The sequence below is a fragment of the Streptomyces iranensis genome (genome assembly GCF_017874715.1).
Classification (GTDB): Bacteria; Actinomycetota; Actinomycetes; order Streptomycetales; family Streptomycetaceae; genus Streptomyces; species Streptomyces iranensis.
The window spans coordinates 18,559-42,405 of the sequence record NZ_JAGGLR010000019.1 but is presented as its reverse complement, the minus strand read 5'-3'; the positions used below and the strand labels follow the sequence as shown (position 1 = coordinate 42,405).

Annotated in this window: 19 protein-coding genes, 1 tRNA gene, 1 other RNA gene and 1 pseudogene; 5 read left to right on the top strand and 17 right to left on the bottom strand. The window is 72.0% G+C overall.

Annotated features, from left to right (window positions below; all coding sequences use genetic code 11):
• Positions 1–137: 137 nt before the first annotated feature.
• The 9 genes from J2Z30_RS31435 to ffs all read right to left on the bottom strand — a co-directional run bounded on the left by J2Z30_RS31435 (position 138) and on the right by ffs (position 10,185).
• Positions 138–1,400, bottom strand: coding sequence for a hypothetical protein (locus J2Z30_RS31435; RefSeq protein ID WP_245388662.1), 1,263 nt, complete (start codon positions 1,398–1,400; stop codon positions 138–140).
• 101 nt (positions 1,401–1,501) lie between these two features.
• Positions 1,502–2,077 (bottom strand): SigE family RNA polymerase sigma factor, encoded by a 576-nt coding sequence (locus tag J2Z30_RS31430; protein WP_044573029.1) that lies wholly within the window; start codon positions 2,075–2,077, stop codon positions 1,502–1,504.
• A gap of 503 nt (positions 2,078–2,580) precedes the next feature.
• Complete coding sequence (locus tag J2Z30_RS31425; protein WP_044573027.1) at positions 2,581–3,672, bottom strand: aspartate-semialdehyde dehydrogenase; 1,092 nt, start codon at positions 3,670–3,672, stop codon at positions 2,581–2,583.
• On the bottom strand, positions 3,669–4,949 hold the full coding sequence (locus J2Z30_RS31420) for an aspartate kinase (protein WP_044573025.1): 1,281 nt from the start codon (positions 4,947–4,949) through the stop codon (positions 3,669–3,671). The genes J2Z30_RS31425 and J2Z30_RS31420 overlap by 4 nt, the downstream gene beginning before the upstream one ends.
• Positions 4,950–5,399: 450 nt before the next feature.
• Complete coding sequence (locus J2Z30_RS31415; RefSeq protein ID WP_044573021.1) at positions 5,400–6,065, bottom strand: DUF5063 domain-containing protein; 666 nt, start codon at positions 6,063–6,065, stop codon at positions 5,400–5,402.
• Positions 6,058–6,657 (bottom strand): recombination mediator RecR, encoded by a 600-nt coding sequence (gene recR, locus J2Z30_RS31410; RefSeq protein ID WP_044573019.1) that lies wholly within the window; start codon positions 6,655–6,657, stop codon positions 6,058–6,060. The genes J2Z30_RS31415 and recR overlap by 8 nt, the downstream gene beginning before the upstream one ends.
• 191 nt (positions 6,658–6,848) lie before the next feature.
• The gene (locus J2Z30_RS31405) at positions 6,849–7,184 is read right to left on the bottom strand and encodes a YbaB/EbfC family nucleoid-associated protein (protein WP_044573017.1); all 336 of its coding nucleotides are present in this window, start codon (positions 7,182–7,184) and stop codon (positions 6,849–6,851) included.
• 129 nt (positions 7,185–7,313) lie between these two features.
• Positions 7,314–10,013, bottom strand: coding sequence for a DNA polymerase III subunit gamma and tau (locus J2Z30_RS31400; RefSeq protein ID WP_044581721.1), 2,700 nt, complete (start codon positions 10,011–10,013; stop codon positions 7,314–7,316).
• Positions 10,014–10,088: 75 nt separating this feature from the next.
• Positions 10,089–10,185, bottom strand: an RNA gene (gene ffs / locus J2Z30_RS31395) — signal recognition particle sRNA small type.
• A 73-nt stretch (positions 10,186–10,258) separates the two neighbouring features.
• Between ffs and J2Z30_RS31390 the strand changes: the two genes are divergently transcribed.
• Positions 10,259–10,343 (top strand) — tRNA-Ser (locus tag J2Z30_RS31390).
• Between the two features lie 114 nt (positions 10,344–10,457).
• On the opposite strand, the pseudogene J2Z30_RS31385 reads toward J2Z30_RS31390, so the two are convergent.
• The 4 genes and pseudogenes from J2Z30_RS31385 to J2Z30_RS31365 all read right to left on the bottom strand — a co-directional run.
• A pseudogene (locus J2Z30_RS31385) lies at positions 10,458–10,979 on the bottom strand (flavoprotein); the annotation flags it as partial.
• On the bottom strand, positions 10,963–11,649 hold the full coding sequence (locus J2Z30_RS31375; RefSeq protein WP_044573015.1) for a TMEM175 family protein: 687 nt from the start codon (positions 11,647–11,649) through the stop codon (positions 10,963–10,965). The gene J2Z30_RS31375 and the pseudogene J2Z30_RS31385, both read right to left, overlap by 17 nt.
• A 213-nt stretch (positions 11,650–11,862) precedes the next feature.
• Complete coding sequence (locus J2Z30_RS31370; RefSeq protein WP_245388660.1) at positions 11,863–12,771, bottom strand: CPBP family intramembrane glutamic endopeptidase; 909 nt, start codon at positions 12,769–12,771, stop codon at positions 11,863–11,865.
• A gap of 108 nt (positions 12,772–12,879) precedes the next feature.
• The gene (locus tag J2Z30_RS31365; protein WP_044573012.1) at positions 12,880–13,827 is read right to left on the bottom strand and encodes an alpha/beta hydrolase; all 948 of its coding nucleotides are present in this window, start codon (positions 13,825–13,827) and stop codon (positions 12,880–12,882) included.
• A 61-nt stretch (positions 13,828–13,888) separates the two neighbouring features.
• Between J2Z30_RS31365 and J2Z30_RS31360 the strand changes: the two genes are divergently transcribed.
• Positions 13,889–14,449 carry a helix-turn-helix domain-containing protein gene (locus J2Z30_RS31360; RefSeq protein WP_044573009.1) on the top strand — a complete coding sequence of 187 codons (561 nt, stop codon included), beginning with the start codon at positions 13,889–13,891 and terminating at the stop codon, positions 14,447–14,449.
• A 539-nt stretch (positions 14,450–14,988) separates the two neighbouring features.
• Here J2Z30_RS31360 and J2Z30_RS31355 read toward each other — a convergent pair.
• Positions 14,989–15,156: a hypothetical protein gene (locus J2Z30_RS31355; RefSeq protein WP_209468917.1), complete on the bottom strand. Its 168-nt coding sequence runs from the start codon at positions 15,154–15,156 to the stop codon at positions 14,989–14,991.
• Positions 15,157–15,454: 298 nt separating this feature from the next.
• On the opposite strand from J2Z30_RS31355, the gene J2Z30_RS31350 reads away from it, so the two are divergent.
• The gene (locus J2Z30_RS31350; protein ID WP_044573005.1) at positions 15,455–16,621 is read left to right on the top strand and encodes a sensor histidine kinase; all 1,167 of its coding nucleotides are present in this window, start codon (positions 15,455–15,457) and stop codon (positions 16,619–16,621) included.
• Positions 16,609–17,304, top strand: a complete 696-nt coding sequence (locus J2Z30_RS31345; protein ID WP_044573003.1) for a response regulator transcription factor — start codon at positions 16,609–16,611, stop codon at positions 17,302–17,304. Before J2Z30_RS31350 ends, J2Z30_RS31345 begins: the two co-directional genes overlap by 13 nt.
• Positions 17,305–17,639: 335 nt before the next feature.
• Here the strand turns inward: J2Z30_RS31345 and J2Z30_RS31340 are convergent, their stop codons facing one another.
• Both J2Z30_RS31340 and J2Z30_RS31335 read right to left on the bottom strand, forming a co-directional pair.
• Complete coding sequence (locus J2Z30_RS31340; protein ID WP_044573000.1) at positions 17,640–20,177, bottom strand: FtsX-like permease family protein; 2,538 nt, start codon at positions 20,175–20,177, stop codon at positions 17,640–17,642.
• Positions 20,174–20,950 (bottom strand): ABC transporter ATP-binding protein, encoded by a 777-nt coding sequence (locus J2Z30_RS31335; RefSeq protein ID WP_044572997.1) that lies wholly within the window; start codon positions 20,948–20,950, stop codon positions 20,174–20,176. The genes J2Z30_RS31340 and J2Z30_RS31335 overlap by 4 nt, the downstream gene beginning before the upstream one ends.
• Before the next feature lie 300 nt (positions 20,951–21,250).
• On the opposite strand from J2Z30_RS31335, the gene gdhA reads away from it, so the two are divergent.
• Complete coding sequence (gdhA, locus tag J2Z30_RS31330) at positions 21,251–22,597, top strand: NADP-specific glutamate dehydrogenase (protein WP_044572995.1); 1,347 nt, start codon at positions 21,251–21,253, stop codon at positions 22,595–22,597.
• A gap of 82 nt (positions 22,598–22,679) precedes the next feature.
• Here the strand turns inward: gdhA and J2Z30_RS31325 are convergent, their stop codons facing one another.
• Positions 22,680–23,795 (bottom strand): PP2C family protein-serine/threonine phosphatase, encoded by a 1,116-nt coding sequence (locus tag J2Z30_RS31325; RefSeq protein WP_078956794.1) that lies wholly within the window; start codon positions 23,793–23,795, stop codon positions 22,680–22,682.
• Positions 23,796–23,847: the final 52 nt, after the last annotated feature.

Sequence of the window (23,847 nt, the reverse complement as noted above, 5' to 3'; positions counted from 1 at the left end):
TGCCCGCAGGGCGCGCCCGGACCGCCGCGGGACCTCCCGGGCTCCAGGCCCCGGGAGGCCGCTGCTCCGCGGCTCCGGAGAGACGTCAGCCGGCTCCGGAGAGAAGTCGGCCGGCTTTGGAGGGAGGGCAGTGGGCTCTAGGACGCCAGCAGACCGGTGCGGTAGATCGTTCCGGCGCAGGCGCCGCCGATCGTCACGCTCGCCGAGGCCGGGTCGCCCGCCTCCGGTGTGTGGCTGACCAGGACGCTCGCGTCCTGCGGCTCACCACCGCCGCCCGGAGTGCCGCCCGGATCGCCCGTGCTGGGATCGTCCTGCGGTCCGTCCTGGGCCCCGCCCGTGGGCGGGTCGGGGGTCGGGGTGCCGGTGGTGGAGCAGCCGCTGGTGCCGCCGCCCGACGCCGGGATCCAGGCGAACTTCACCTCGTACGCCTGGCCGGGCTTGAGAATGAGCGTGCCCGGCTGGGTGGATGGGTCGGGCAGCCCCGCCGCCGCGTCCCCCGCCGTATGGTCCACGACCAGGATCCGCGAGGCGTCCGCGCCGCCCTGGGCGCTCGCGCCCACCGAGCCGCTGCCCTCGACCGTGCAGGCCCGGTCCGAAATGTTCACGACGCGGAACGAGCCGTAGGCCCGCCCCTCGGCGTCGGCCGCTCCCACCGATCCGGCGCCACCGCTGGTGAGCTGGGCGCGGCCGCAGGTGGGGGAGGTGGCGTTCAGCGTGTTGGTGGGGTCGGGGGCCGTACCGCCGGAGCCGCCCTCCTCGCCCTTCGGCGGCTTGTCCTGCTCCTCGTCCTTGCCCTTGTCGCCCTTGTGCTCCTCGACCGTGTCGGAGGGCCCGTCGGCGTCCTTGCCACCGCTGCCCTCGCCGTGCCGGCCGCCGCTGGTCTCAGGGGTGCGGTGGCTGCTGGCGGCGTTGGCCGGGCGGTCGTTCGAGCTGTCGCTGGTGGTCGCGACGTGCACCAGCGCCGGTACGGCCGCGCAGCCGAGCACCAGCGCCGCAGCGGCCCCTACCAGGGCCTGGCGCCGCCGCGCACGGCGGGCGGGCACGGCACGCCGCAGATGGTCGAGGGACTCGGGGGACGGCTCGAGCTCGTCGACGGCGCGGTGCAGCAGCAGCCGCAGCGCATCCTCGTCCTCACCGCCGGGCTCGTCGTCGTCCAGCTGAATACGGAGGGGCGTCACCCGCCCCGGCTCGGCCCCGGCGGACTTCCTGCCCTCCGTGGCCTCGGCGGACCCGGAGCGCTCCTCGCCGGACCCGGTGCGCTCCCCGGCGCCCGCGGACTCCGCAGGCTCACGGGCCTCCGCGGACCCGGCCGACTCACGGGCCTCCGGGGACTCCCCAGACCCGGCGGACTCTGCGGACTCCGCGGTCTCCGCGGTCTCCGTCGCCTCTGCCGGCTCCATGGGCCCCGTGGTCTCCCTGGACTCCCCTGGCTCCCTGGATTCCGGCTCGTGGCCGTGCCGCCGGCCGGAATCCCCCGGGTCCGGCGCAGATGTGTTGTGGTTCATGCCGGAGCCTCCATGGCGACGCGGAGCGCCGCGATGCCGCGCGAGCCGTACGCCTTGACCGAGCCGAGCGAAATGCCCAGCGTCTCGGCCACCTGGGCCTCGGTCATATCGGCGAAGTAGCGCAGCACGAGAACCTCGCGCTGACGGCGCTGAAGTCCCCTCATCGCCTTGATCAGTTGATCGCGTTCCAGCTGTTCGTACGCCCCCTCCTCGGCACTGGCCATATCGGGCATCGGCTTGGAGAGCAGCTTCAGCCCGAGGATGCGCCGACGCAGCGCGGAGCGGGAGAGATTGACGACCGTCTGCCGCAGATAGGCGAGGGTCTTCTCGGGATCCCGGACTCTCTTGCGCGCCGAGTGCACACGGATGAACGCTTCCTGCACGACGTCCTCGCAGGACGCGGTGTCGTCGAGCAGGAGCGCGGCGAGACCGAGCAGCGACCGGTAATGGGCGCGGTAGGTCTCGGTGAGGTGATCGACTGTGGTGCCCGCTGCCATCGCGTCGTCAGTGTCCTCGCGCCCTGTTGTGATCTGCGCGGGGCGGGCCGTCGGCCATGGCGCGATCACCGGCATGCCACCTGGGGCACGCGGGGGGCGTACTGCCACGCCGCCATGCCCTGGAACCGTTGCGATGCCGAATACCTCTGCCACGCTTGTTGGACACGCCGCCCCCTGTCAGGGTTGTACGCGTGAGGCACCGCTTTTGACGATGCGTTGAATGCCCCCATGCGCACCAACTCTTCCCCAATGCCCCAGTTATCCCAGTGCCCACTGCGGGGCGGCTGGAAAGACGCTCCCCGCCCACTGCCGGTTGCAGCGAGCGGGGAGCGAATACGTCGATCACATCAACGGCCCAGCTCAGCTGGTCCAGGCCAGTGACACGCACACAGGATATTCACAATCTGCCGGACGACGCACTGGTGAAACGTCACTTTAAGACGATCGCTCACGTTACGGCGCCCCGGCCCCTCCTACGACGGCCCGGCCCCCCTTAACCCAGTGAAGGGCTAACCCAGTCACGGGCTAACCCAGCCACGGGTTACCCACTCGCGGGTTACCCAGTGGCGGGCCCTGGGTCACCGCGCGGCAGTCCCGCCCGCCAGCTCGGCCGCGACGACCTCCGCGATCTGCGCTGTGTTCAGCGCCGCGCCCTTGCGCAGGTTGTCGCCGCAGACGAACAGCTCCAGCGCCTTCGGATCGTCCAGCGACCGCCGCACCCGGCCGACCCAGGTGGGGTCGGTGCCCACGGCGTCGGCGGGCGTCGGGAACTCGCCCTCCGCCGGGTTGTCGCACAGCACCACCCCGGGGGCGCCCGCCAGGATCTCGTGCGCCGCCTCGACCGTCACTTCGTTCTCGAACCGCGCGTGCACGGCCAGCGAATGCGTGGTGATCACGGGCACCCGTACACAGGTCGCGGTGACCCTCAGCTCCGGCAGCCCCAGGATCTTGCGGGACTCGTTCCGCACCTTGAGCTCCTCGGAGGACCAGCCGTCCTCCTTGAGCGAACCGGCGAACGGCACCACATTGAGCGCCATCGGCGCCGGGAACGGCCCGGTGTCGCCCACCGCCCGCCGTACGTCGCCCGGGTGGGTGCCCAGCTCCGTACCGGCGACCAGCGCGATCTGCTCGCGCAGGGCGTCGATGCCTTCCTTGCCCGCGCCGGAGACCGCCTGGTACGAGGAGACGATCAGCTCGCTCAGCCCGAACTCGGCATGCAGCGCGCCCATCGCGACGATCATCGACAGGGTGGTGCAGTTGGGGTTGGCGATGATGCCGCGCGGGCGGACCCGGGCCGCGTGCGCGTTCACCTCCGGCACCACCAAGGGGACATCGGGGTCCATCCGGAAGGCGCCGGAGTTGTCGACGGCCACCGCGCCCTTGCTCGCCGCGATGGGCGCCCACTGCGCCGAGACCTCGTCGGGGACGTCGAACATCGCGACGTCGACGCCCTCGAACGCCTCCTCGCCCAGCGCGACGACCTCGACCTGCTCACCCCGGACGGTCAGCTTCCGGCCGGCCGAGCGGGGCGAGGCGATCAGCCGGATCTCGCCCCAGATGTCGGCGCGCTCGGAGAGGATCGAGAGCATGACGGTGCCGACCGCGCCGGTGGCCCCGACGACCGCGAGGGTGGGCTTGTCGCCACCGCCGGCACCGCCATGGCCGGTCATCGTCCGGTCCCTCCGTAGACCACCGCTTCGTCGGTCTCGCTGTCCAGGCCGAAGGCGCTGTGCACGGCCACGACCGCGTCCTTCACATCGTCGGCGCGGGTGACGACCGAGATGCGGATCTCGGAGGTCGAGATCAGCTCGATGTTGACCCCGGCGTTCGACAGCGCCTCGAAGAAGGCCGCGGTGACCCCCGGGTTGGTGCGCATACCGGCACCGATCAGGGAGATCTTGGCGATCTGGTCGTCGTAGCGCAGCGAGTCGAAGCCGATCAGCGACTTCGCCTTGGTCAGCGCCTCCATCGCCCGGTGGCCGTCCGTCTTCGGCAGCGTGAAGGAGATGTCGGTCAGCCCGGTCGACGCGGCGGAGACGTTCTGCACCACCATGTCGATGTTGATCTCGGCGTCGGAGATGGTGCGGAAGATGGCCGCGGCCTCACCCGGCTTGTCCGGCACCCCGACGACCGTGACCTTGGCCTCGGATGTGTCGTGCGCGACTCCGGAGATGATCGCCTGCTCCATGCCTTCTTCTCCTTCTCCCGCTTCCGGCCGGTTGCGCACCCAGGTGCCCTGGTGGCCGGAGAAAGACGACCGTACGTGAATGGGGATGGTGTACCGGCGCGCGTACTCCACACAGCGCAGGTGCAGCACCTTGGAACCGCTCGCGGCGAGCTCCAGCATGTCCTCGTACGGAATCTCGTTGATCTTGCGAGCCTTCTTCACCACGCGCGGATCGGCGGTGAACACGCCGTCCACGTCGGTGTAGATCTCGCACACCTCGGCGTCCAGGGCCGCGGCCAGCGCGACCGCGGTGGTGTCGGAACCGCCCCGGCCGAGGGTGGTGATGTCCTTGCTCTCCTGGGACACACCCTGGAAGCCCGCGACGATCGCGACCGCGCCGAGTTCGAGCGCGTCACGGATGCGGCCCGGTGTGACATCGATGATCCGTGCTTTGTTGTGAACCGCGTCGGTGATGACTCCCGCCTGGCTGCCGGTGAACGACAGCGCCTCGTGACCGAGGTTTTTGATCGCCATCGCCAGCAAGGCCATGGAGATCCGCTCTCCCGCGGTCAGCAGCATGTCGAACTCGCGCCCAGTAGGAATCGGGGATACCTGCTCGGCGAGATCGATCAGCTCGTCCGTCGTGTCGCCCATCGCGGAGACCACGACGACCACCTGGTGGCCGTTCTTCTTGGCTTCCACGATTCGCTTGGCGACCCGCTTGATGCCTTCGGCATCGGCAACGGAGGAGCCTCCGTACTTCTGCACGACAAGGCCCACGTGCGCTCCTCGCAGCTCTCAATAATGCGGTCGGCTCAGTCTAACGAGCGGCCGGAATATGCCCTCCCGATATCACATAGCGAGACGAATGCCTCACAAAGTGATCAGGGGAGACCAGGGGCATCACACGGCGCAACATCCACGCACACGCGAGATTCCCGCATCCCTCCCACCCGCTCAGCGACGAACCCTGCCCGCTTACCGCCGAAGCACACGGGAACGTAACCCAGCTCACAGGATCGGACGGCCTGGCGGGCCGTCCGGCGGCATCCGGCGGGCCGCTCGCGGGACGTCTCGCGGACCGTGTCGCGGGGCATCTCGCGGAGCGTGTCGCCGAGCGTCTCGCGGGGCATCTCGCGGACCGTGTCGCCGAGCGTCTCGCGGGGCATCTCGCGGGCCCGCCCCGCGGACCGTCTCGCAGGCCCGCCCCGCGGCCGTCTCAAGCGCTCCTCAGCGCGGTCCCGAGTGCAGCCCGAGCGGTCCCGCGATCTCCGCCGCCATGACCCGGCCGGCCTCCTCCGCGAGCTCCTCGTCACCGCCCGCGCTGCTGTCCGTGTCCAGGCCGTCCAGCTCGTCCAGCGGGCTGTCCAGCCGTACGTGCGCGACGAGCGACTGCAGCGCGCGCAGGGCCGCCGAGGCGGTCGTCCCCCAGTTGGAGAGGTACGAGAACTGCCACCACCACAGCGCCTCGCTGATCCGGCCCTCGCGGTAGTGCGCCATCCCGTGCCGCAGATCGGTGATGATCCCGGCCAGGTCGTCGGAGATCCGGCAGGCCACGGGCTGGCTGCGCGGCACGTACGGGTCGAAGACCTCCGAGTAGATGTCCACCGGCTCCAGCAGCTGGGCGAAGCGCTCACGCAGCTCGTCGACGTCCGGCTCCGGGCCGACATCCGGTTCGTACCGCTCGTCCGGGACGAAGTCCTCGTGCGCGCCGAGCCGACCGCCCGCGAGGAGCAGCTGCGACAGCTCGAGCAGCAGGAACGGCACAGCGCTGTCCGGCTCGTCCCCCTTGGCGACTTCGGTGACCGCGACGATGAAGCTCTCGATCTGGTCGGAGATCTGGACCGCGAAGTCGTCCGGGTCCGGGTGGGCGTCGTGCAGCGTTGCGTCAGACATCGAGAAGTCTTCTCCCTTCGAAGGCACGACCCAGCGTGACCTCGTCGGCGTACTCCAGGTCTCCACCGACAGGGAGGCCGCTGGCCAGGCGGGTGACCTTCAAACCCATGGGCTTGATCATGCGCGCGAGGTACGTGGCGGTGGCTTCGCCCTCCAGATTCGGATCGGTGGCCAGGATGAGCTCGGTGACCGTACCGTCCGCGAGCCGCGCCAGCAGCTCCCTGATCCGCAGATCGTCCGGGCCCACGCCCTCGATGGGGCTGATCGCCCCGCCGAGCACGTGATAGCGGCCCCGGAACTCACGAGTCCGCTCGATCGCGACAACGTCCTTCGGCTCCTCGACCACGCAGATGATCGCGGGGTCGCGACGGGGGTCCTTGCAGACGCGGCACTGCTCGGCCTCGGCGACGTTCCCGCAGACCGCACAGAACCGCACCTTCTCCTTGACCTGCGTCAGCGCTTGCGCGAGACGGCGGACATCGGTGGGCTCGGCCTGCAGGATGTGGAAGGCGATCCGCTGCGCGCTCTTGGGACCGACGCCGGGCAGCCTGCCCAACTCGTCGATGAGGTCCTGGACCACGCCCTCGTACACGCCTTCATCCAATCTCGCGCCGACACGCGGTGGCCGTACTTCACATGAATATTCGGTTGCGCCGTGCCCTCACGGCCAGGGGGCGTCACGCTCTTGCGGCCGGGCCGCCGCGACTCCTACGCGGTCGCCGTGACTCCTACGCGGTCGCCGCGAGACCCCGGAGAAACCGAAGACCCCGGAGAAACCGAAGGTCAGAACGGGAGACCGGGCATACCGCCCAGCCCCTGGGCGAGCGGGCCGAGCTTCTGCTGCTGGAGCTCCTGCGCGACGTGGTTGGCGTCCCGGACGGCCGCGACGACCAGATCCGCGAGGGTCTCCGTGTCCTCAGGATCCACGGCCTTGGGATCGATGACCAGGCCCTGCAACTCACCGGAACCGGTCACGGTCGCCTTCACCAGGCCACCGCCCGAGGAACCCTCGACGTGGGTGCGGGCCAGCTCCTCCTGGGCCGCGGCGAGATCCTGCTGCATCTTCTGAGCCTGCTGCAGCAACTGCTGCATGTTCGGCTGGCCACCACCGGGGATCACGGCTTCGCTCCTGGCGCTCGACAGTCGTTCTCTTCGATAGCCCGAGCCTACGTGCTCCCAGAGCGCCTTGCTCTACGCCGTACGGAGGAGACGCGGCGACGTGAGACGCGGGTGCGGGGCCCACGCCTCCTACTCGTTGACGATCTCCTCGACCACCGTGGCACCCAGTTCGCGGACGATCAGGTCGTGCCCGCTCAGCGCGGTGTCGTCCAGATCCGGGTCGTCCTCGGCCGGCATGTCGTCCTCGATCGAGACCCGCGGCGGCTCGGACTCCCGGTACGCCGCCGCCTCGGGGGGCGGGCCCACGTCCGCGGAGCCGGACGGCGCGGAGGGCGCGGAGGGCGCGACCGGAGACGGGGAGGCGGGAGCGGGCCGGGGCGCGGACTGGCGGGGCGGGGTGGACTGACCACCGCCGCCGAAACCGCCACCGGAGCCGGGGCCGCTTCCGCCGCCGAAGCCACCACCGCTGGTGGCACCTCCACCACCGGCACCGCCTCCGCCGTAACTGCCACTGCCACTGCCACTACCTCCGCCGTAGCCGCCAGGGCCGCCCTGTCCGCCGGGACCACCAGGACCACCGGCGCCGCCGAAGCCGCCCGGACCACCTGGGCCGCCGCCCTGCTGTCCGGCGCCGCCCGAGGGGTCGACGATCGCCTCGATCCGCCACTGCACCCCTATGGCGTCCTGGAGCGCCTGCCGCAGGACGTCCTCGCTGCCGCCACCCACAAAGCTGTCGCGCGCGCCCGCGTTGGAGAAGCCGAGCTGGAGGGTGGTGCCGTCGAAGCCGGACACCGTCGCGTTCTGACTCAGCAGGATCCAGGTGAAGCGGCGGCGGTTCTTGACCGCCTCCAGGATGTCCGGCCACATCTGCCGCACCTGGACGGCGCCCTGCGCCATGCTCGGCGCGCCCGGCGCGGGTGCGGAGGGCGCGGGGCCTGCGGCGGGGGCGGAAGGCGTGGTCGGGGCACTCGGAGTGGTCGGTGCGGAGGGCGCCGCGGGTGTCTGCGCGGAGGCGCCGCCACCCTGCCCCGGCGCGGTGGCCGTGGGCCAGCCGCCGGGCTGCCGGACGGGCGCCCCGGCGCCCTGTCCACCGCCACCACCAGAGGCACCACCCGCACCACCCGCACCACCCGCACCGGACGCACCGGACGCGCCACCGGGAGCGGAAGCCTGGGAGCCGGGCGCGGAGGCGGCAGGCCAGGCTCCGGGCCGCGATCCGCCACCCTCGGCGGCCGGGGTCTGGGCACCCGACGGCCACGCTCCGGGCCGCTGCCCGCCACCGTCCTCCGCGGGCGCGGCCGCGGCCGGTGCACCGCCCTGCTGTCCACTCTCTGCGACACCGCTGTCTGCGGCACCGCCCTGGCCACTGCCCGCGGCGGCACCGCCCTGGCCACCGTCCGCGGCGGGCCGCGCCCCGGCAGGCCATCCACCGGGCGCCTCGCCACTCCCTGCACTCTCCGGGGCCTGCCCCTGACCGGACCCGCCCCCGGTCATAGCCGCACGCGCGGCGGCCGGACCGGACGGCCCACCGGCGGGGGGACCGACGGGAGCGTGAGCGTCAGGCCCCGGTACGTACCCCATGGCGGGCCCGGGTCCCCCAACGCCACCACCGCCGACACCACCGGCGACACCACCACCGGCACCGGCTCCACCGCCCAGGCCGCCCGCGAGGGCCCCGCGCTCCAGCCGCTCCAGCCGCGACTGGACGGACCGCTCATCGTCGAAGGCGGCGGGCAGTAGCACCCGGGCGCAGATCAGCTCCAGCTGGAGCCGCGGCGAGGTGGCGCCGCGCATCTCCGTAAGACCCTGATTGACCAGGTCCGCCGCGCGGCTCAGCTCGGCGCCGCCGAATACCGACGCCTGCGCCTGCATCCGCTCCACCACATCGACCGGGGCGTCGATGAGCCCCTTCTCCGCCGCGTCCGGCACGGCGGCGAGGATCACCAGATCGCGCAGCCGCTCCAGCAGATCGGCGACGAATCGCCGAGGGTCGTTGCCCCCCTCGATCACACGGTTGACGACCTCGAACGCCGCCGCCCCGTCGCTCGCCGCGAAGGCGTCCACGATCGAGTCCAGCAGCGAGCCGTCCGTATAACCGAGCAGCGAGGTCGCCATGGCGTACGTGACGCCGTCGTCGGCCGCGCCCGCGAGCAGCTGGTCCATCACCGACATCGAATCCCGCACGGACCCGGCCCCGGCCCGCACCACCAGCGGCAGCACCCCGTCCTCGATCGGAATCGCCTCGCGCCCGCAGACCTCTCCCAGATAGTCGCGGAGCGTCCCGGGCGGCACGAGGCGGAACGGATAGTGGTGCGTACGCGACCGGATCGTGCCGATGACCTTCTCCGGCTCGGTGGTCGCGAAGATGAACTTGAGGTGCTCCGGAGGCTCCTCGACCACCTTCAGCAGGGCGTTGAACCCCGCCGAGGTGACCATATGGGCCTCATCGATGATGTAGATCTTGTAGCGACTGGACGCGGGCCCGAAGAACGCCTTCTCCCTCAGCTCACGGGCGTCGTCCACACCACCGTGCGACGCGGCGTCGATCTCGATCACATCGATCGACCCCGGCCCGTTCCGCGCGAGGTCCTGACACGACTGGCACTCGCCGCACGGCGCCGGGGTGGGACCCTTCTCACAGTTCAGACAGCGGGCCAGGATGCGCGCACTGGTCGTCTTGCCACACCCGCGGGGACCGCTGAAGAGATACGCGTGGTTGACCCGGTTGTTGCGCAGCGCCTGCTGCAGCGGGCCGGTGACATGCTCCTGCCCGATGACCTCCGCGAAGGTCTCGGGGCGGTAGCGGCGGTACAGCGCGAGGGACGACACGCTTACGACGATATCGGGGACCACGGACAATGGGTCCACACCCGCATCCCCACAGCCCTTCACACCCCCACAGACACAAGGGGCCCCTCACGCACCCGCCAGAGCTCACTTACCCTTGCTGCCTTCCGGCCCTGGGGGAGTTCGGTGAGATAGCGCCACGTGAGGGGCTGGCCCCCACCCTAGCGGATAGACCGGGGTGGGAACGAGTTCGCAAGCACTCCCGATCGTCTTGTAGAGTCTCCAGCGGAGGATTCGCCTAGAGGCCTAGGGCGCACGCTTGGAAAGCGTGTTGGGGGCAACCCCTCACGAGTTCGAATCTCGTATCCTCCGCTTCCGCCCGCGAGGGCAATCGAAGGGCCCGGACCGATCACGGTCGGGCCCTTCGCGGTCTTGTGCGGCGGCACAGCACAGGTCTGGTGCTTCGTTTCCGCGATCACCGCACCATGGGCTCAGCAACTCCAGCGCTTGCTCCCATCGGAACGTGTCGCGACCGCCACCCGCCTTCGGCTGGTGCGGCTCGTAGTCGGCGATCAGTACGCCCATCCCCCGTAGCCGCTCCAGGCTCTGCCGGTAAGCGGGATGGGCGGCCTGGGCGGCGTTCAGGTAGGGCAAGGCGGCGGTGGGAATGCCCAGCCCGTACGCCTCACACAGAATGCCCACCGCCAGAGTGTCGGAGATCCCGGCGGCCCACTTGTTGATCGTGTTGAAGGTCGCCGGGGCGACAGCGATGGCGTCCGGCGGTGGAAGAGGTCGCGGGTCGCCCGGCGAGCGCCAGGCTGAGCGAATCGGGTAGCCGGTCTGGGCCTCGACGGCTTGGGCGTCGATGAATCCAAGGCCCTGCGGGGTGGCGATGGTGCCGGCGTTCCAGTCCCGCTCCTGCGCCGCAGTGATCGGCTTCGCCCTCGTACATGGCGTGGCGAGCCCCTCGTTGCCCCTGGGCCCCCGGCCGTTACGTCCGGTTCCCACGGGCGTGGCGCCGCTGGGCCTTGGCGATCTCGCCCGCGATGGGGAGCCAGTAGTACGGGATGAAGGCGGCGATCACCGCCACTCCTAGTGGGGGCAGCAGGAGGCCCAGCAGAGTTCCGGTGGCGAGCCAGGCGAGGGCGAGTCGGAAGCGGCGGCTGATGGCTGCGACATCGGCTGAATCGATGGTGGTGGAGATCAGTCGACGATCACGACGGGCATACCACCAGATGACGTTGAACAGAAGGTCCATGACCCAGAAGGCGGTGCCGTGCAGGACGACGGCGGTGCGCTGCCCGTGTCCGTCGCGGAACGCCTCGGCCAATACGGAGGTGGCGAACGGCAGGAACGCGATGTCCATCAGCAGCACCGTGTTGAGGAACAGCACCACCCGGTCGGCGCCGCGGATGTGGTCGAACATGATGTGGTGGTTGGCCCACACCTGTCCGATCAGCATGAAGGTGACGACGTAGGCCAGGTAGGACGGCCAGAGCGCGGCGAGGCCGTGCAACAGGTGGCTGGTGTCGTGGGGTGGACGGATCTCCAGGACGAGCAGCGTGATCGCGATGGCGATGACGCCGTCGCTGAACGCGACAACCCGGGCAGGATCGCGTCCGGCGCCGAACGGCGTCGACGCTCCTGGTCCGTCTGATCCATGATCAGGCTCTGTCATGGCCCCAGCCTCAGGCACCGGACATCACCACGCGTGCAACCGAGAAGTGTTTCCCCGTCGTCGCGGGCACCACCACAGGGCCCCGGTCCCGCACCTCGGTCCCGTCGGGCAGCATTCGAACCCGGGTCCTCCGGCTCCGCCCGCCGGGGCGGACGAAGGGCCTGGACCGGTGCTCGGTCCGGGCCGTTCGTGGTTTTCCGCCTCGGGCCCGGGTCAGCGGAGGCTGTGGTCGGTGAGGGTGGGGATCGAAGTGGCGGGCTTGTTGGTGGGGCGATTGGTGGGGCGGTTGGTGGTCAGGAGGAGTGCTACCAGGATGGCCTGGACTCCGATGATCATGGCCTGGGTCACTGGGGCCTTGACGTCCAGTAGGACCATCGTCGTGTTGACCGCGAAATGCACCGCGATCGACGCGACGACACCGGCGCGTTCGTAGGCGCAGGCGGTGAGCATGGCCATCGGGATGGCGCTGACGGCGAAGAGCACGCCACTGGGGGACTTCAGGCCCAGTTCGTTCTGGACGGTTCCGTCGATGAAGAACAGCGGCAGGTGCCATACGGCCCAGATGACACCCAGCACCAGGCCGACCTGGAAGCGACCCATCGACGCGCGCATCCTCGGGTAGGCGGTGCCGCGCCAGCCTGGCTCCTCGGACAGTGGGCCGGAGATCACCATGCTGACGAGGAACGCCGCGGGGCCGCCGGCGTCCCGCATCACTTCCTTCGCGTCGTCCCAGCTCAGTGCGGGGCCGCCCGCCGCGTGCGCCAGCAGTGCTGCCGACAGCACGGTTGCCGAGGCCAGCGCCAAGAGCAGTGGCGCCCAGAACAGGGTGGTCCGCCGGAACCGGACCACATGTTCGGGGGCGGGTTCACCGCGGCGGCCGCGGCGGACCCGGATCACGAGGGCGCCTATCAACGGGCCGAACGCGCCGAAGAGGTAGGGCAGGACCGTGGGGGTCTGCGTCGCCGATCCGCCGAGCCCGACCGCCGTGAACCAAGACGCCCAGCTCACGCCGAAGGCGATGACCATGAACAGGATCAGGTCGCTTCGGTGGCGGTCGGGGGCGGGGAGCGCCGCGGAGAATGCGGAGGGTGCGGAGAATGCGGAGTGAGTTGGAGTGGGCATGCCAAAGTTCCCTGTGTGAGGTGTGAGGCGTCAGGCGTCAGGTGCCAGGCGTCCGTTGTGTGGTCTTGCGTACGCGCGGGTGGGCGCACGTGCGGGCGGGCGCCGGGATCAGGAGGGGAGAGTTCGCCCCTCTGCGCGCAGCCGCCCGGAGGCCGCGCCCAGCCGGCGGGCGAGCCACGTGGTGATGAGGTTCAGGAGGTCGGGGTCGACCGGGTCGCGCAGGAGGCGGCGGTAGGAGCGGAGGGTGTGGCGCCCGGGGTCGCGGCGCAGGATGTGCGTGAGGTCGGGGATGCGGTGGATCTCCGCCCCGCCCGGCGCCAGTCGCCGCATCTCGTCCAGGTCGGCCGGATCCACCTGGAGGTCTTTGTCGCCGGTGACGGCCAGGACGGGCGCGTGGATGGCAATGAGGTCGTCACGGGTGTCGTGGGCGAGGTTCTCGCGCATCCAGCGGGCGTTGACCGGGAAACCGGCAACGCGTGCCACGTCCGCGTGGGTCCTCTTGATCCGGGCGAGGGCCCGGTTGCCCAAGGCCCCCAGGGGGCGGCGCAGGAGGCGGACGGGGGCGGGCATGCCCTGGATGATCGAGCGGGCCTGCCAGCGCAGGGCCTCCTCGCCCAGGCGGGCGTAACCGGCCAGCAGCACCACCGCCCCCACGTCATGACGCGCGGCGAGGCTCATGGCGTGCAGGGCGCCTTCGCTGTGGCCGATGACGCCGACGGTGTCGGGGCGGACGGCGGGGTGCTCGGCCAGGGCGCGCAGGGCGGCGGCCGCGTCCTTGTAGTTGTCGGTGAAGCCGGTGGCCCGCCAGGCGCCGGGGGTGGCACCGGCGCCACGCCGGTCGTAGCGCAGTACGGCGAGGCCCTCCGCCGCGAGGGCGGCGGCCAGCGGTCGGCCGAGGTTCATCTGGACCTTACGGGTGTTGCCTTCGCGGTCCAGGGGGCCGGAGCCGTGCAGGAGCAGGACGGCGGGGTGCGGGCCGGGGCCGCCGGGCAGGGTCAGGGTGCCGGCCAAAGGGGTCCCGTCCTCCGCGGTGACCGTCATGTCGATCTCGGGCAAGGCTCCGCCTCTCATTGTTCTCAACTACGAGAACGTTATCAGATATGAGAGCATTGGAGTCATGCCAACCGCGAACCTTCTCCTCCACCCCGTCCGGATGCGCATCCTGCAAGCCCTGGTCGGGGCCGACGAGCTGACCACCGCACAGCTGCGCGACCGGCTGCCCGACGTTCCGCCGGCCACGATGTACCGGCACATCGCGACTCTCACCCAGGCGGGCATCCTGGAAGTGGTCCACGAAAGGCAGGTTCGCGGCACCGTCGAACGCAGCTACCGGGTACGCCAGGACAAGGCCGTCGTGGACACCGACGCCCGTACCGCCATGACCAAGGACGATCACCGGCAGGCCTTCACCGTGTTCACCGGAGCCCTGATGGCCGACTTCGACCGCTATCTCTCCCGCGACGACGCCGATCCCGCCCGTGAGGGTGTCGTCTACCGGCAGGGCGCGGTATGGCTGACCGACGACGAATTCGCCGAACTCGTCGAAGAAATCGAAGCCGCCGTAGCCCGCCGCACGCACACCACTCCGGGTGACGACCGCACCCGCCACATCATCAGCTTCGTGCTCGTACCCGACAATCCCGCCGGGACCGACGCCGATGCGGGAGCCGGGGCCTGAGCCGACCCGGGAGCGTGCTTCCGGAAAACGCTTGGTCCGCCGCCGTTCGGGGGCGGTACGTTGGCCGGCATGACCAGCTGTCGAAAGGGCCATGCCGCGTAGGCGCCCATCAGCCCTGCGGGGCGACGTTCCGGTCCGTCTCCTGAGGCGTCGGCAGTATGCGCCGATCGACCGTCTCTCGGGGTCCTGCGCCGCCGATCTGCGTCGGCTCGAGCGCATCCGCTTCTGGCCCGAGGCGATCGAGGAAGCCTTCTGGCACTGGAGGACTCTGGCCCACGGTCCTCTCAGAGGTGTGACCGACGCCTTCTGGGGGCCTCGGTGCGGGATTTATGAGTGTGGGTGCGATCCCGGGTACTTCCGCGACACTCTCGAGACCGCGCTCCACGCCCTGCCCAAGAAGAGCGCGCGCGAGCTGCGAGTACTCGTCCTGGCCCTCGACGCCAAGATCACGGCGAGGGCCAGGATCGTTCGCGTGGACGCTCCGGACAGTCGGTGGTGGCGGGGGATGTCCGAGGTGAGGTAGGTGCCGGTGCACCCGTTCAGGCGGTGCGGCGGTCGCGGGTCAGGTAGAGGGCCGTGGCGGCGGCGATGGCGGTGAGGCCGGTGATCGCGCTCATGATGATCTGCTGGATGCCGCCGAAGGTGAAGCTGGAGGCGACGTTGACGATGGCGGCGAGGGCCAGGACCAGCCAGAGCAGGGACTTCATGAGGGGTTCCTTTCGGAGGGGCCCTTGGCGGGCCGGTGGGTCGGTGGGTCGGGGGTTTGTCTTCTTGGGTCGGCCGGTGCGTCGGGGGTTTGTCTTCTTGGGTCGGCCGGTGCGTCGGGGATTCGTCTTCTTGGGTCGGGAGTTCGTTTGCTGAGCTCTACGATCCCCGTCTCGCGCCGCCGCCTCGATGGGCCGCGCCCCCGGATCCGGGGTGTAGCGGGCTACACCCCCAGCGATTCACCTACCGGCCGGCGCACTCCGCTCCCGCGGGCCCAGCCCGTCGCTTAGCCTGACGGCCATGCGGGAGACGGTGCGGCGGGCGGGGTGGGCCTCGGTCGAGTTGCTGCGAGCGGCCGGGCTGGCCCTGGCCTCGTACTTGTCCATCGGGGTGGTGATCTTCGCCGCCGTGGCGATGGCCACCGTCGTGGGGGCGGGGGTGTTGCCCGAGTCGGTGCTGTTGCTGCGCAGGACGGCCGGGTACAAGCGGCGGCTGGTGGGCGCCTGGACGGGGGAGTCGGTGCCCGAGGCGTACCGGCCGCTGGCCGGGGAGGCGTTCGCGCGGGCGCGGGCGGCGGTCGGGGATCCGGCCACGTACCGGGATCTGCGCTGGATGGTGGCCCACGCGGGTTACGGCTGGCTGCTGGCCTGCTGTGCGATACCGGTGTGGATGATCGGGCTGCTCGTCGACGGGGTGTGGTGCGGGCTGCTGGGGAAGCGGGCCGTGGTGCTGCCGCTGATCGAGCGGCTCGTCGACCTCGACGCGGCGTGGTCGCGGGCGCTGCTGCTGCCGTCACCGGAGGCGCTGCGCAGCGCCCGGCTCGCCGAGCGGGTGGAGGAGCTGTCCGAGACCCGGGCGGGCGCCGTCGCCGCGCACGGGGCGGAGCTGCGGCGCATCGAGCGGGACCTGCACGACGGTGCGCAGGCGCGCCTGGTGGCGCTCTCGATGCGGGTGGGGCTGGCCCGGCGCGCGTACGAGAAGGACCCTGACGCGGCGCACAAGCTGCTGGAGGACGCGCAGGACCAGGCGGAGGAGGCCCTCACCGAGCTGCGCCATGTCGTGCGCGGCATCCATCCGCCGATCCTCACCGACCGTGGACTCGTGGGCGCCGTACGGGCGCTCGCGGCGGGCAGCGGGCTCGAGGTGTCCGTACGGGACGACGGGGTGGAGGACGGGCCCCGCGCCCCGGCGGCGGTCGAGGCGGCCGCGTACTTCGTGATCGCGGAGGCGCTGACCAACGCGGCCAAGCACAGCGGGGCGCGGCGGGCGTCGGTGGGCCTCGTCCGGATGCCCGATAGGTTGAGGGTCGCGGTACGGGACGAGGGGCGGGGCGGGGCCGATCCCTCGGGCGGCAGCGGGCTGCTCGGCATGCGGCGCCGGGTAGCGGCGCTCGACGGGACCGTGGAGATGACCAGCCCCGTCGGGGGGCCGACGCTGATCGAAGTGGAGCTGCCGTGCGTGTGGTGATCGCCGAGGACAACGCTCTGCTGAGGGAGGGCATGGTCCTGCTGCTGAACTCCGCCGGGCACGAGGTGGTGGCCGTCGCCTCCAGCGGCCCCGAGGTGCTGCCCGCCCTCCTCGAACACCGTCCGGACGTGGCCGTGCTCGACGTCCGCATGCCGCCGGGCTTCCGCGACGAGGGGCTGCGCGCGGCGCTCGCGGCGCGGCGGGAGATGCCCGGCCTGCCGGTGCTGGTGCTCTCGCAGTACGTCGAGGAGACCTACGCGGCCGAACTGCTGGCCGACGGCGCGAGCGGGCTCGGCTATCTGCTGAAGGACCGGGTGGGGCGGGTCGAGGAGTTCCTGGACGCGCTGGAACGGGTGGTCGGGGGCGGTACGGCGCTGGACCCAGAGGTGGTCAAGGAGCTGATGACCCGGCGCCGGGACGATCCGGTGGACTCCTTGACGCCGCGCGAGCGCGAAGTGCTGCACCTGATGGCGGAGGGCCGGGACAACGCGACGATCGCCCGGACGCTGGTGGTCTCGGAGCGCGCGGTCAGCAAGCACATCGGCAATGTCTTCGCCAAGCTGGGCCTGCCGCCGAGCGACAGCGGGCACCGGCGGGTGCTGGCGGTCCTGGCGTACCTCAACAAGGGCGCAACTCTCAACAAGGGCGCGACGAGTGAGGGGGAGTCGGCGGACAGGCGGTGAGGCCGAGCCCGGTGCGGGTCTCGGCCCCGGCGAAGGTCCCGGCCCCGGCGGAGGTCCCGGCCCCGGCGGAGGTCCCGGCGCCCCCGGCGGCGTTCACGGCCCCGGCAGCGTTTCACGGCCGCGTGAGCCGTAGCTCTCCCCGCCCCGCCCCTTCCCGAAAGAGGGGGCTCCGCCCCCTCACCCCCGCCGGGGCCCTGCCCCGGACCCCGCTCCTCAATCGCCGGAGGGGCTGGAAACGTACCCTCAACCGCCGGAGCGGCCGGAAACATACCCTCAACCGCAGGAGGGGGCGGGAACGTACCCCCTCAATCGCCGGAGCGGCCGGGAACATACCCTCAACCCCCGGAGGGGGCGGGAACGTACCGTCCCCGTAGCGTCGGCCACACCGGTGGCAGTGAGCCCGCCGCCGCCGTGGCCACGACCACCGAGACGATCGCCGCGGCCTGCACCGGCGGCAGGTACGGCAGCGTGCCCGCCGTGGCCGCGCTGAAGGCCAGGAGCGGTACGGATGCCACGGCCGCACCCACCACCAGGCCGGTCACCACCGTGGCCGCCGCCTCCAGCCGCAGCATCCGGCGCAGTTGGCGTCGGCCCGCGCCCGCGAGCCGCAGCAGGCGCAGTTCGGGGCGGCGTCCGGTGGCGATGAGGGCGAGGGTGCTGAGGACGGCGATCACCGTGAAGGCCCCGATGGCCGCGACCACCGCCACCGACACCACCTCGGCCAGCGCCTGGCCCGCCGCCTCGCCCCTTACCGGCGCCGGGTCCCGCTCCACCCGGGCCCCGGGCACCGCCCGCGCCAGCGCCTTCGTGAGCGCCTTACGGTCGGCATCGGGCGCGGCCGCGACCAGGATCCGCCCCGCGCCGGGCATCGATGTGTGGCGCAGGAGTTCATCGCGGGAGAGGAGGAAGTCCCCGAGCGCGATGGAGCGTTCGTACGTCGCCACGACCCGCAGCCTCGTCTCCTGGCCGTCTCCGAACCGCAGGGTCACCGTGGAGCCGGGCCGGGCGCCGAGGGAGTCCGCACGGTCGGCGCCTACGGCGACCGTGCCGGGCCGCAGCCGGGCGAGGTCCCCGTTCCGTACGCCCGGGTCGAGGGTGCGCGTCAGCCGCTCCGGGGTGACGCCGAAGACGGGCAGCCGCTCGAGTTCGGGCGAGCCGAGTTGGCTCCGCGCCAGCAGCACCGTGCCGGGGACGGCCTCCGTCGCCGCCCGCACCCCGGGGAGCTCGCGGATCCGCTCCACCGCACCGGCCGTAAGGCCGCCGTCCGCGCGCACCGCCAAATCGGCGCGCAGCACCTGGTGGGCCTGGGCGTCCCCCGCGTGAGTCATCGTCGCGCCCCCGGAGAGCTGAACCCCGGCGAAGGCGGTGACCAGCACGATCGGGGTGATCGCCGCGCCCAGCCGGTGGGCGGACGCAGCACAGTTGGCGGCGGCGAGGCGGCCGCCGGGGCCGAACAGCCGCAGCGGGGCGCCGAGCAGCCGCATCGCCCCTTCGGCGATCCACGGCCCCAGCACCGCGCAGGCGATCACCATCGTCACCGCCGCCGCACCGGCCGCGGCCGCCGCGGTCGCGCCCTGCTGGAGGGCGGCCGTTCCGGCCGAACTCGCGCCCACGCCCAGCAGCACCAGCCCGGTGATGCCCCGCGCCCTGCCGGGTGCCCGTTCGCGCAGCGCCTCCGCCGGGCGCGCCGTGGCGGTCCTGGAGCAGCCGATGAGCGCCGCGATCCCGGCCACCAGGACGGTGACGGCGGCGGTGACCAGGGGCGCGGGCCACAGCAGCGGGGGCAGCGTCAGCTCGAGTCCGGTGGGCAGCGCGCCCCGCGCGTCCAGCAGCCCGCGCAGTCCCAGGTACGCGGGGACCGCCCCGGCCGCGCCCACCAGCGCCGCCCAGGCCGCGACCCGCCCCACCTCCCGGCCCACCGCACCGCGCAGCTGCCCGGGTGTGGCGCCGACCGCCCGCAACAGGCCCAGTTCATGGGCGCGTTGCCGCAGCGCCTGGACGATGGTCGACGACACGACGAGCAGCGCCACGAGGACGACGGCTCCGGCCACGGAGCCGAGCGCCGCCAGCAGCTCGCCACGGGCGGGCGCGGCGGCCAGGAACTCGGCCTCGCCGCGCTCGCTTCCGGTCAGGACGCGCACGGTGGCCGGGTCGCCGTCCGCGCGGTGCCCGACGTCGGTGACACCGGCCGCGTCCAGGGCCTTTCGCACCCGCCCGGCCAGCTCCGCCTGGTCCGTGTCGGGTCCGGCGACGACCCCGATGGCGTCCAGGGCTTCCGGGTGTCCGGACAGGCGCCGGGCCTCGGCGCCGGTGAACCAGACGGCCGTACGGGGGCCGTCGGCGACGCCCACGACGGTGTAGGACGCGTCCCGGCCGCCCACGCGCAGCGTCAGCCGCGCGCCGATGCGGCCCGCTCCGCCGCCCACCACCACCTCGTCCGCCCGCTGCGGGGCGCGGCCCGTCCGTAGCGCGTACGGCGCCAGGCGGGCGGTCTCCCAGGGGTGGCCGGTGGCGGGCCGGTCCGCCAGGCCCACCGGGAATTCCACGTCGGCGGCGGCCGTCCGCACCCCGGGCACCCCTCGCACCACGCTCAACGCCGTCCGGGGGATCCGGACCCGCTCGGTGAGCCCGGCGCTCGCGGTCTCGCGGTCGCCCAGGGACGTCGCGCTGAAGCGGGTGGTCTGGTCGCCGGCCACGACGAGATCGGCCCCGGCGTACCGCTCCACCCGTGGATGCGCGCCCCAGGCCGAGACGAGGGTCAGCCCGAAGGCGCCGAGCAGCAGGGAGGTGAGGGCGAGCGCGGCGAAGACCGCGGTCCACGCCTTACGGTGGGCACGAGTGGCACGCGCGGCGAGTAGGGCAGCCACCTTCATGCCGTCCGCCCTCCCAGGTCCTTGAGGACGCGGCGGATGTCGGCCGCCTCCGGCCGCTCCTGCCGCCAGACCAGCTTTCCCCGCATCAGGAACAGCGCCTCGTCGGCCCAGGCGGCGGCGAACGGGTCGTGGGTGACCATGACGACCGTATGGCCGTCACGGTCGACGGCCTGCCGCAGCAGTGTCAGCACCTCCTCCGCCGCGGCGGGGTCGAGCGCCCCGGTCGGCTCGTCGGCGAAGACGATGTCGGGCGAGGTGACCAGCGCGCGGGCGATCGCCACCCGCTGGCTCTGCCCGCCGGACAGTTCGTACGGCATGGCGCCGCCCCGGTCCCCCAGCCCGACCGCCGCGAGGGCCCGCAGGTCCCGGCCGTCGACGCTGTGGCCGCCGAGCATCAGCGGCAGGGAGACGTTCTCCGCCACGCTCAGCGACGGCACCAGGTGATGCGCCTGGAAGACGAAGCCGATCCGCTCCCGCCGCAGCCGGGTCAGCGCCGCCTCGTTCAGCGAGGACAGCTCCGTGCCGCCGATGCGCACCGTGCCCGCCGTCGGCCGGTCCAACCCGGCGGCGCACTGCAGCAAGGTCGACTTCCCGCATCCCGAGGGGCCCATCACCGCGAGGAACCGTCCGCGTGGCACCGTCAGATGGATGGGGTGCAGCGCCACGGCCCCCGGCTGGTACTCCCGGGTGACCCCGTCCAGGGTCAGCGCGTGGTGCCGGGTCCCCGTCCGCTCCGCGGTGGCCGTCGTACGGCCACGCCAGTGCCGGTTCATCTCTCCGCCCCTCCGTCACGCCGGGCGGATCAAACGGGTCCGCCGGTCACGAAGAACGCTAGAAACGCGCGCGGGCGGGCGGGAGAGAGCGCGGTCCCGGACCGGGAGGGGTACGGGACTCCGGCCCGGTGGTGGAGCTGGCTCCACCACCTCTCGATCTCCGCAGGTCTTCCCGGTCTTCCCGGTTCGCGGGCGACTCCCCGGGCGCGCCGCCATGGTGAACCCCGCCGGGGACAAGATCCTGGACCCCCGCAGGACCGGCATATGAGACAGAAGCCCACAGAGAGGCACCACGCACCCATGGACGTCAGCGCCCGTATCGAGGCCGTCTACGCGCAGATCGTGCACCGCAACCCCGGGGAGTCCGAGTTCCACCAGGCGGCGCGCGAGGTGCTGCCGACCCTCGCCCCCGTGCTCGGCGCGCATCCGGAGTATCTGGAGGCCCGGATCGTTGAGCGGCTGTGCGAGCCGGAGCGGCAGCTCGTCTTCCGGGTGCCATGGGTGGACGACGACGGCGAGGTCCAGGTCAACCGGGGCTTCCGGGTGGAGTTCAACAGCGCGCTGGGCCCCTACAAGGGCGGTCTGCGCTTCCACCCCAGCGTCGATCTGGGCATCGTGAAGTTCCTCGGCTTCGAGCAGATCTTCAAGAACGCGCTGACGGGCCTCGCCATCGGCGGCGGCAAGGGCGGTGCGGACTTCGATCCCAAGGGGCGCTCGGACGGCGAGGTCATGCGGTTCTGCCAGTCCTTCATGACCGAACTCCACCGCCATCTGGGCGAGCACACCGATGTGCCGGCCGGGGACATCGGGGTGGGTGCTCGCGAGATCGGATATCTCTTCGGCCAGTACAAGCGGCTGACCAATCGCTTCGAGGCCGGTGTGCTGACCGGTAAGCCGGTCGCCTGGGGCGGGTCACCCGCGCGTACCGAGGCCACGGGATACGGCACCGTCCACTTCGTCCAGGAGATGCTGCGCACCCGCAAGAAGGATTTCGACGGCCTTACGGTCGTCGTCTCCGGGTCCGGCAATGTGGCCCTCTACGCCGTCGAGAAGGTCCACGCCCTCGGCGGCCGGGTGGTGGCCTGCTCCGACTCCTCCGGCCATGTGGTCGACCCGGACGGTATCGACCTCGCCCTGCTCAAGGAGATCAAGGAGGTCCGGCGGCAGCGGATCTCCGCCTATGCCGACGCCAAGCCGGGCGCCGTCTTCTCCGGCCGCGGCTCGGTCTTCGAGCTGCCCTGCGAGGTCGCCCTGCCCTGCGCGACCCAGAACGAGTTGACAGAGCAGAGTGCGATCGCCCTGGTCAAGAACGGTGTGATGGCCGTGGCCGAGGGCGCCAACATGCCCTGCACTCCGGCGGCGATCGAGATCTTCCGGGAGGCCGATGTGCTCTTCGGCCCCGGTAAGGCCGCCAACGCGGGAGGTGTGGCCACCTCCGCGCTGGAGATGCAGCAGAACGCCTCCCGCGAGCGCTGGACCTTCGCCCAGACCGAGGCCCGCCTCGCCGCCGTCATGACCGAGGTCCACACCCTGTGCCGGACCACCGCCGACCGCTACGGCTGCTCCCCCGACGACTACGCACTGGGCGCGAACGCCGCCGGATTCGTACGGGTGGCGGAGGCGATGGCCGCCCAGGGCGTCGTCTGAGCCGATCCGCCGGAAGCGCGGAGCCGGTCATACGGACCACGGGTCACGACGGCACATCGGCTCATGCCGACGGCACATCCGCTCACGCCGACGACACATCCACCGCCCTGCGCAGCGCGCCCAGCACCGGCTTGCGGAGGAGCAGCAGCGCCGCGTCGTCGTGGAGCCGGCCGCCCACATGGGACAGCAGTTCGTCGTGGAGCGAGGCGAGGGTGCGGGACGGCTCGTCGCAGATGTGCCGCGGCACCCGTTCCAGCAGCGGGAAGTACTCCCGGCCGCGGTCCCGCGCCTCGATGACCCCGTCGGTGTAGAGCAGCAGCTGGTCGCCCTCGGCGAACGGCACCACCTGGAGGCTCGGCAGTTCGCCGCCCAGGGAGGCCAGGCCGAGCGGCGGGGCCGGGCGGGTGGGCTCCACGGCGATGATCCCGGTCTCGCCGACCAGCAGCGGCGGGGCGTGTCCGCAGTTGACGAGCTCCATACGGCCCTCACTGGGGTACCCGGCGACCACGGCGGTGACGAAGTCGTCGGGCGCCAGGTTGCGGGACAGGCTGCGCTCGATCCTGGCGACGACGTCGAGCAGGTTCGGCTCGTCGTAGGCGGCCTCGCGGAAGACGCCGAGTACCAGGGCGGCGGTGCTCACCGCGGGCAGCCCCTTGCCTCGTACGTCGCCGACGATCAGCCGCACCCCGTGCGGGGTCGGCAGCAGGGCATAGAGATCGCCCCCCACCCGTGCCTCCGCGGCGGCGGCGCTGTAGCGGACCGCCACCTGGAATTGGCCGACCCGGGCGGGCACCGGTGTGAGCAGGGCGTTCTGGGCGGCCTCGGCGACCGAGCGGACGGCGGCAAGAACCTGCTCACGGCGTCTGCGCAGGGCGCTGGCCCCACAGCTCGCCAGGGCCACGGCGGCGGGTGTGGCCAGCATGATCGCCTGGGTGCGCACCGGTTCGTCGCCCTGGGTGCCCAGCAGCGCGCCCACCGCCACGGCGAGCACCCCGATCCGGATCACTCCGTGCGGTCCGTAGTGGGCGGCGGCGAGCGCCGGTCCCACGGCGAGCAGTGGCAGCCAGGCAAGCCCCTCCGAGGTCACGAGGGCGAGCAGGGCCACACCACAGATGATGATGACGGGGACCGCGGGGGCTATGAGCCCATCGCTGTCCGGTTGGTCCGGGTCGTACGGGCGGAGTCGGGCCGGGAACATGACCTGCTGCGCTGCTCTCTCTCCACGGGGGCAAGTGATACCGGGGGATGCC

Excerpts from the sequence above, each read along its gene's own strand:
- J2Z30_RS31435 (WP_245388662.1), bottom strand. The coding sequence starts at position 1,400 with ATGGAGCCGGCAGAGGCGACGGAGACCGCGGAGACCGCGGAGTCCGCA.
- J2Z30_RS31430 (WP_044573029.1), bottom strand. The coding sequence starts at position 2,077 with ATGCCGGTGATCGCGCCATGGCCGACGGCCCGCCCCGCGCAGATCACA.
- J2Z30_RS31425 (WP_044573027.1), bottom strand. The coding sequence starts at position 3,672 with ATGACCGGCCATGGCGGTGCCGGCGGTGGCGACAAGCCCACCCTCGCG.
- J2Z30_RS31415 (WP_044573021.1), bottom strand. The coding sequence starts at position 6,065 with ATGTCTGACGCAACGCTGCACGACGCCCACCCGGACCCGGACGACTTC.
- J2Z30_RS31375 (WP_044573015.1), bottom strand. The coding sequence starts at position 11,649 with ATGACAGAGCCTGATCATGGATCAGACGGACCAGGAGCGTCGACGCCG.
- J2Z30_RS31370 (WP_245388660.1), bottom strand. The coding sequence starts at position 12,771 with ATGCCCACTCCAACTCACTCCGCATTCTCCGCACCCTCCGCATTCTCC.
- J2Z30_RS31360 (WP_044573009.1), top strand. The coding sequence starts at position 13,889 with ATGCCAACCGCGAACCTTCTCCTCCACCCCGTCCGGATGCGCATCCTG.
- J2Z30_RS31355 (WP_209468917.1), bottom strand. The coding sequence starts at position 15,156 with ATGAAGTCCCTGCTCTGGCTGGTCCTGGCCCTCGCCGCCATCGTCAAC.
- J2Z30_RS31350 (WP_044573005.1), top strand. The coding sequence starts at position 15,455 with ATGCGGGAGACGGTGCGGCGGGCGGGGTGGGCCTCGGTCGAGTTGCTG.
- J2Z30_RS31340 (WP_044573000.1), bottom strand. The coding sequence starts at position 20,177 with ATGAAGGTGGCTGCCCTACTCGCCGCGCGTGCCACTCGTGCCCACCGT.
- J2Z30_RS31335 (WP_044572997.1), bottom strand. The coding sequence starts at position 20,950 with ATGAACCGGCACTGGCGTGGCCGTACGACGGCCACCGCGGAGCGGACG.
- gdhA (WP_044572995.1), top strand. The coding sequence starts at position 21,251 with ATGGACGTCAGCGCCCGTATCGAGGCCGTCTACGCGCAGATCGTGCAC.
- J2Z30_RS31325 (WP_078956794.1), bottom strand. The coding sequence starts at position 23,795 with ATGTTCCCGGCCCGACTCCGCCCGTACGACCCGGACCAACCGGACAGC.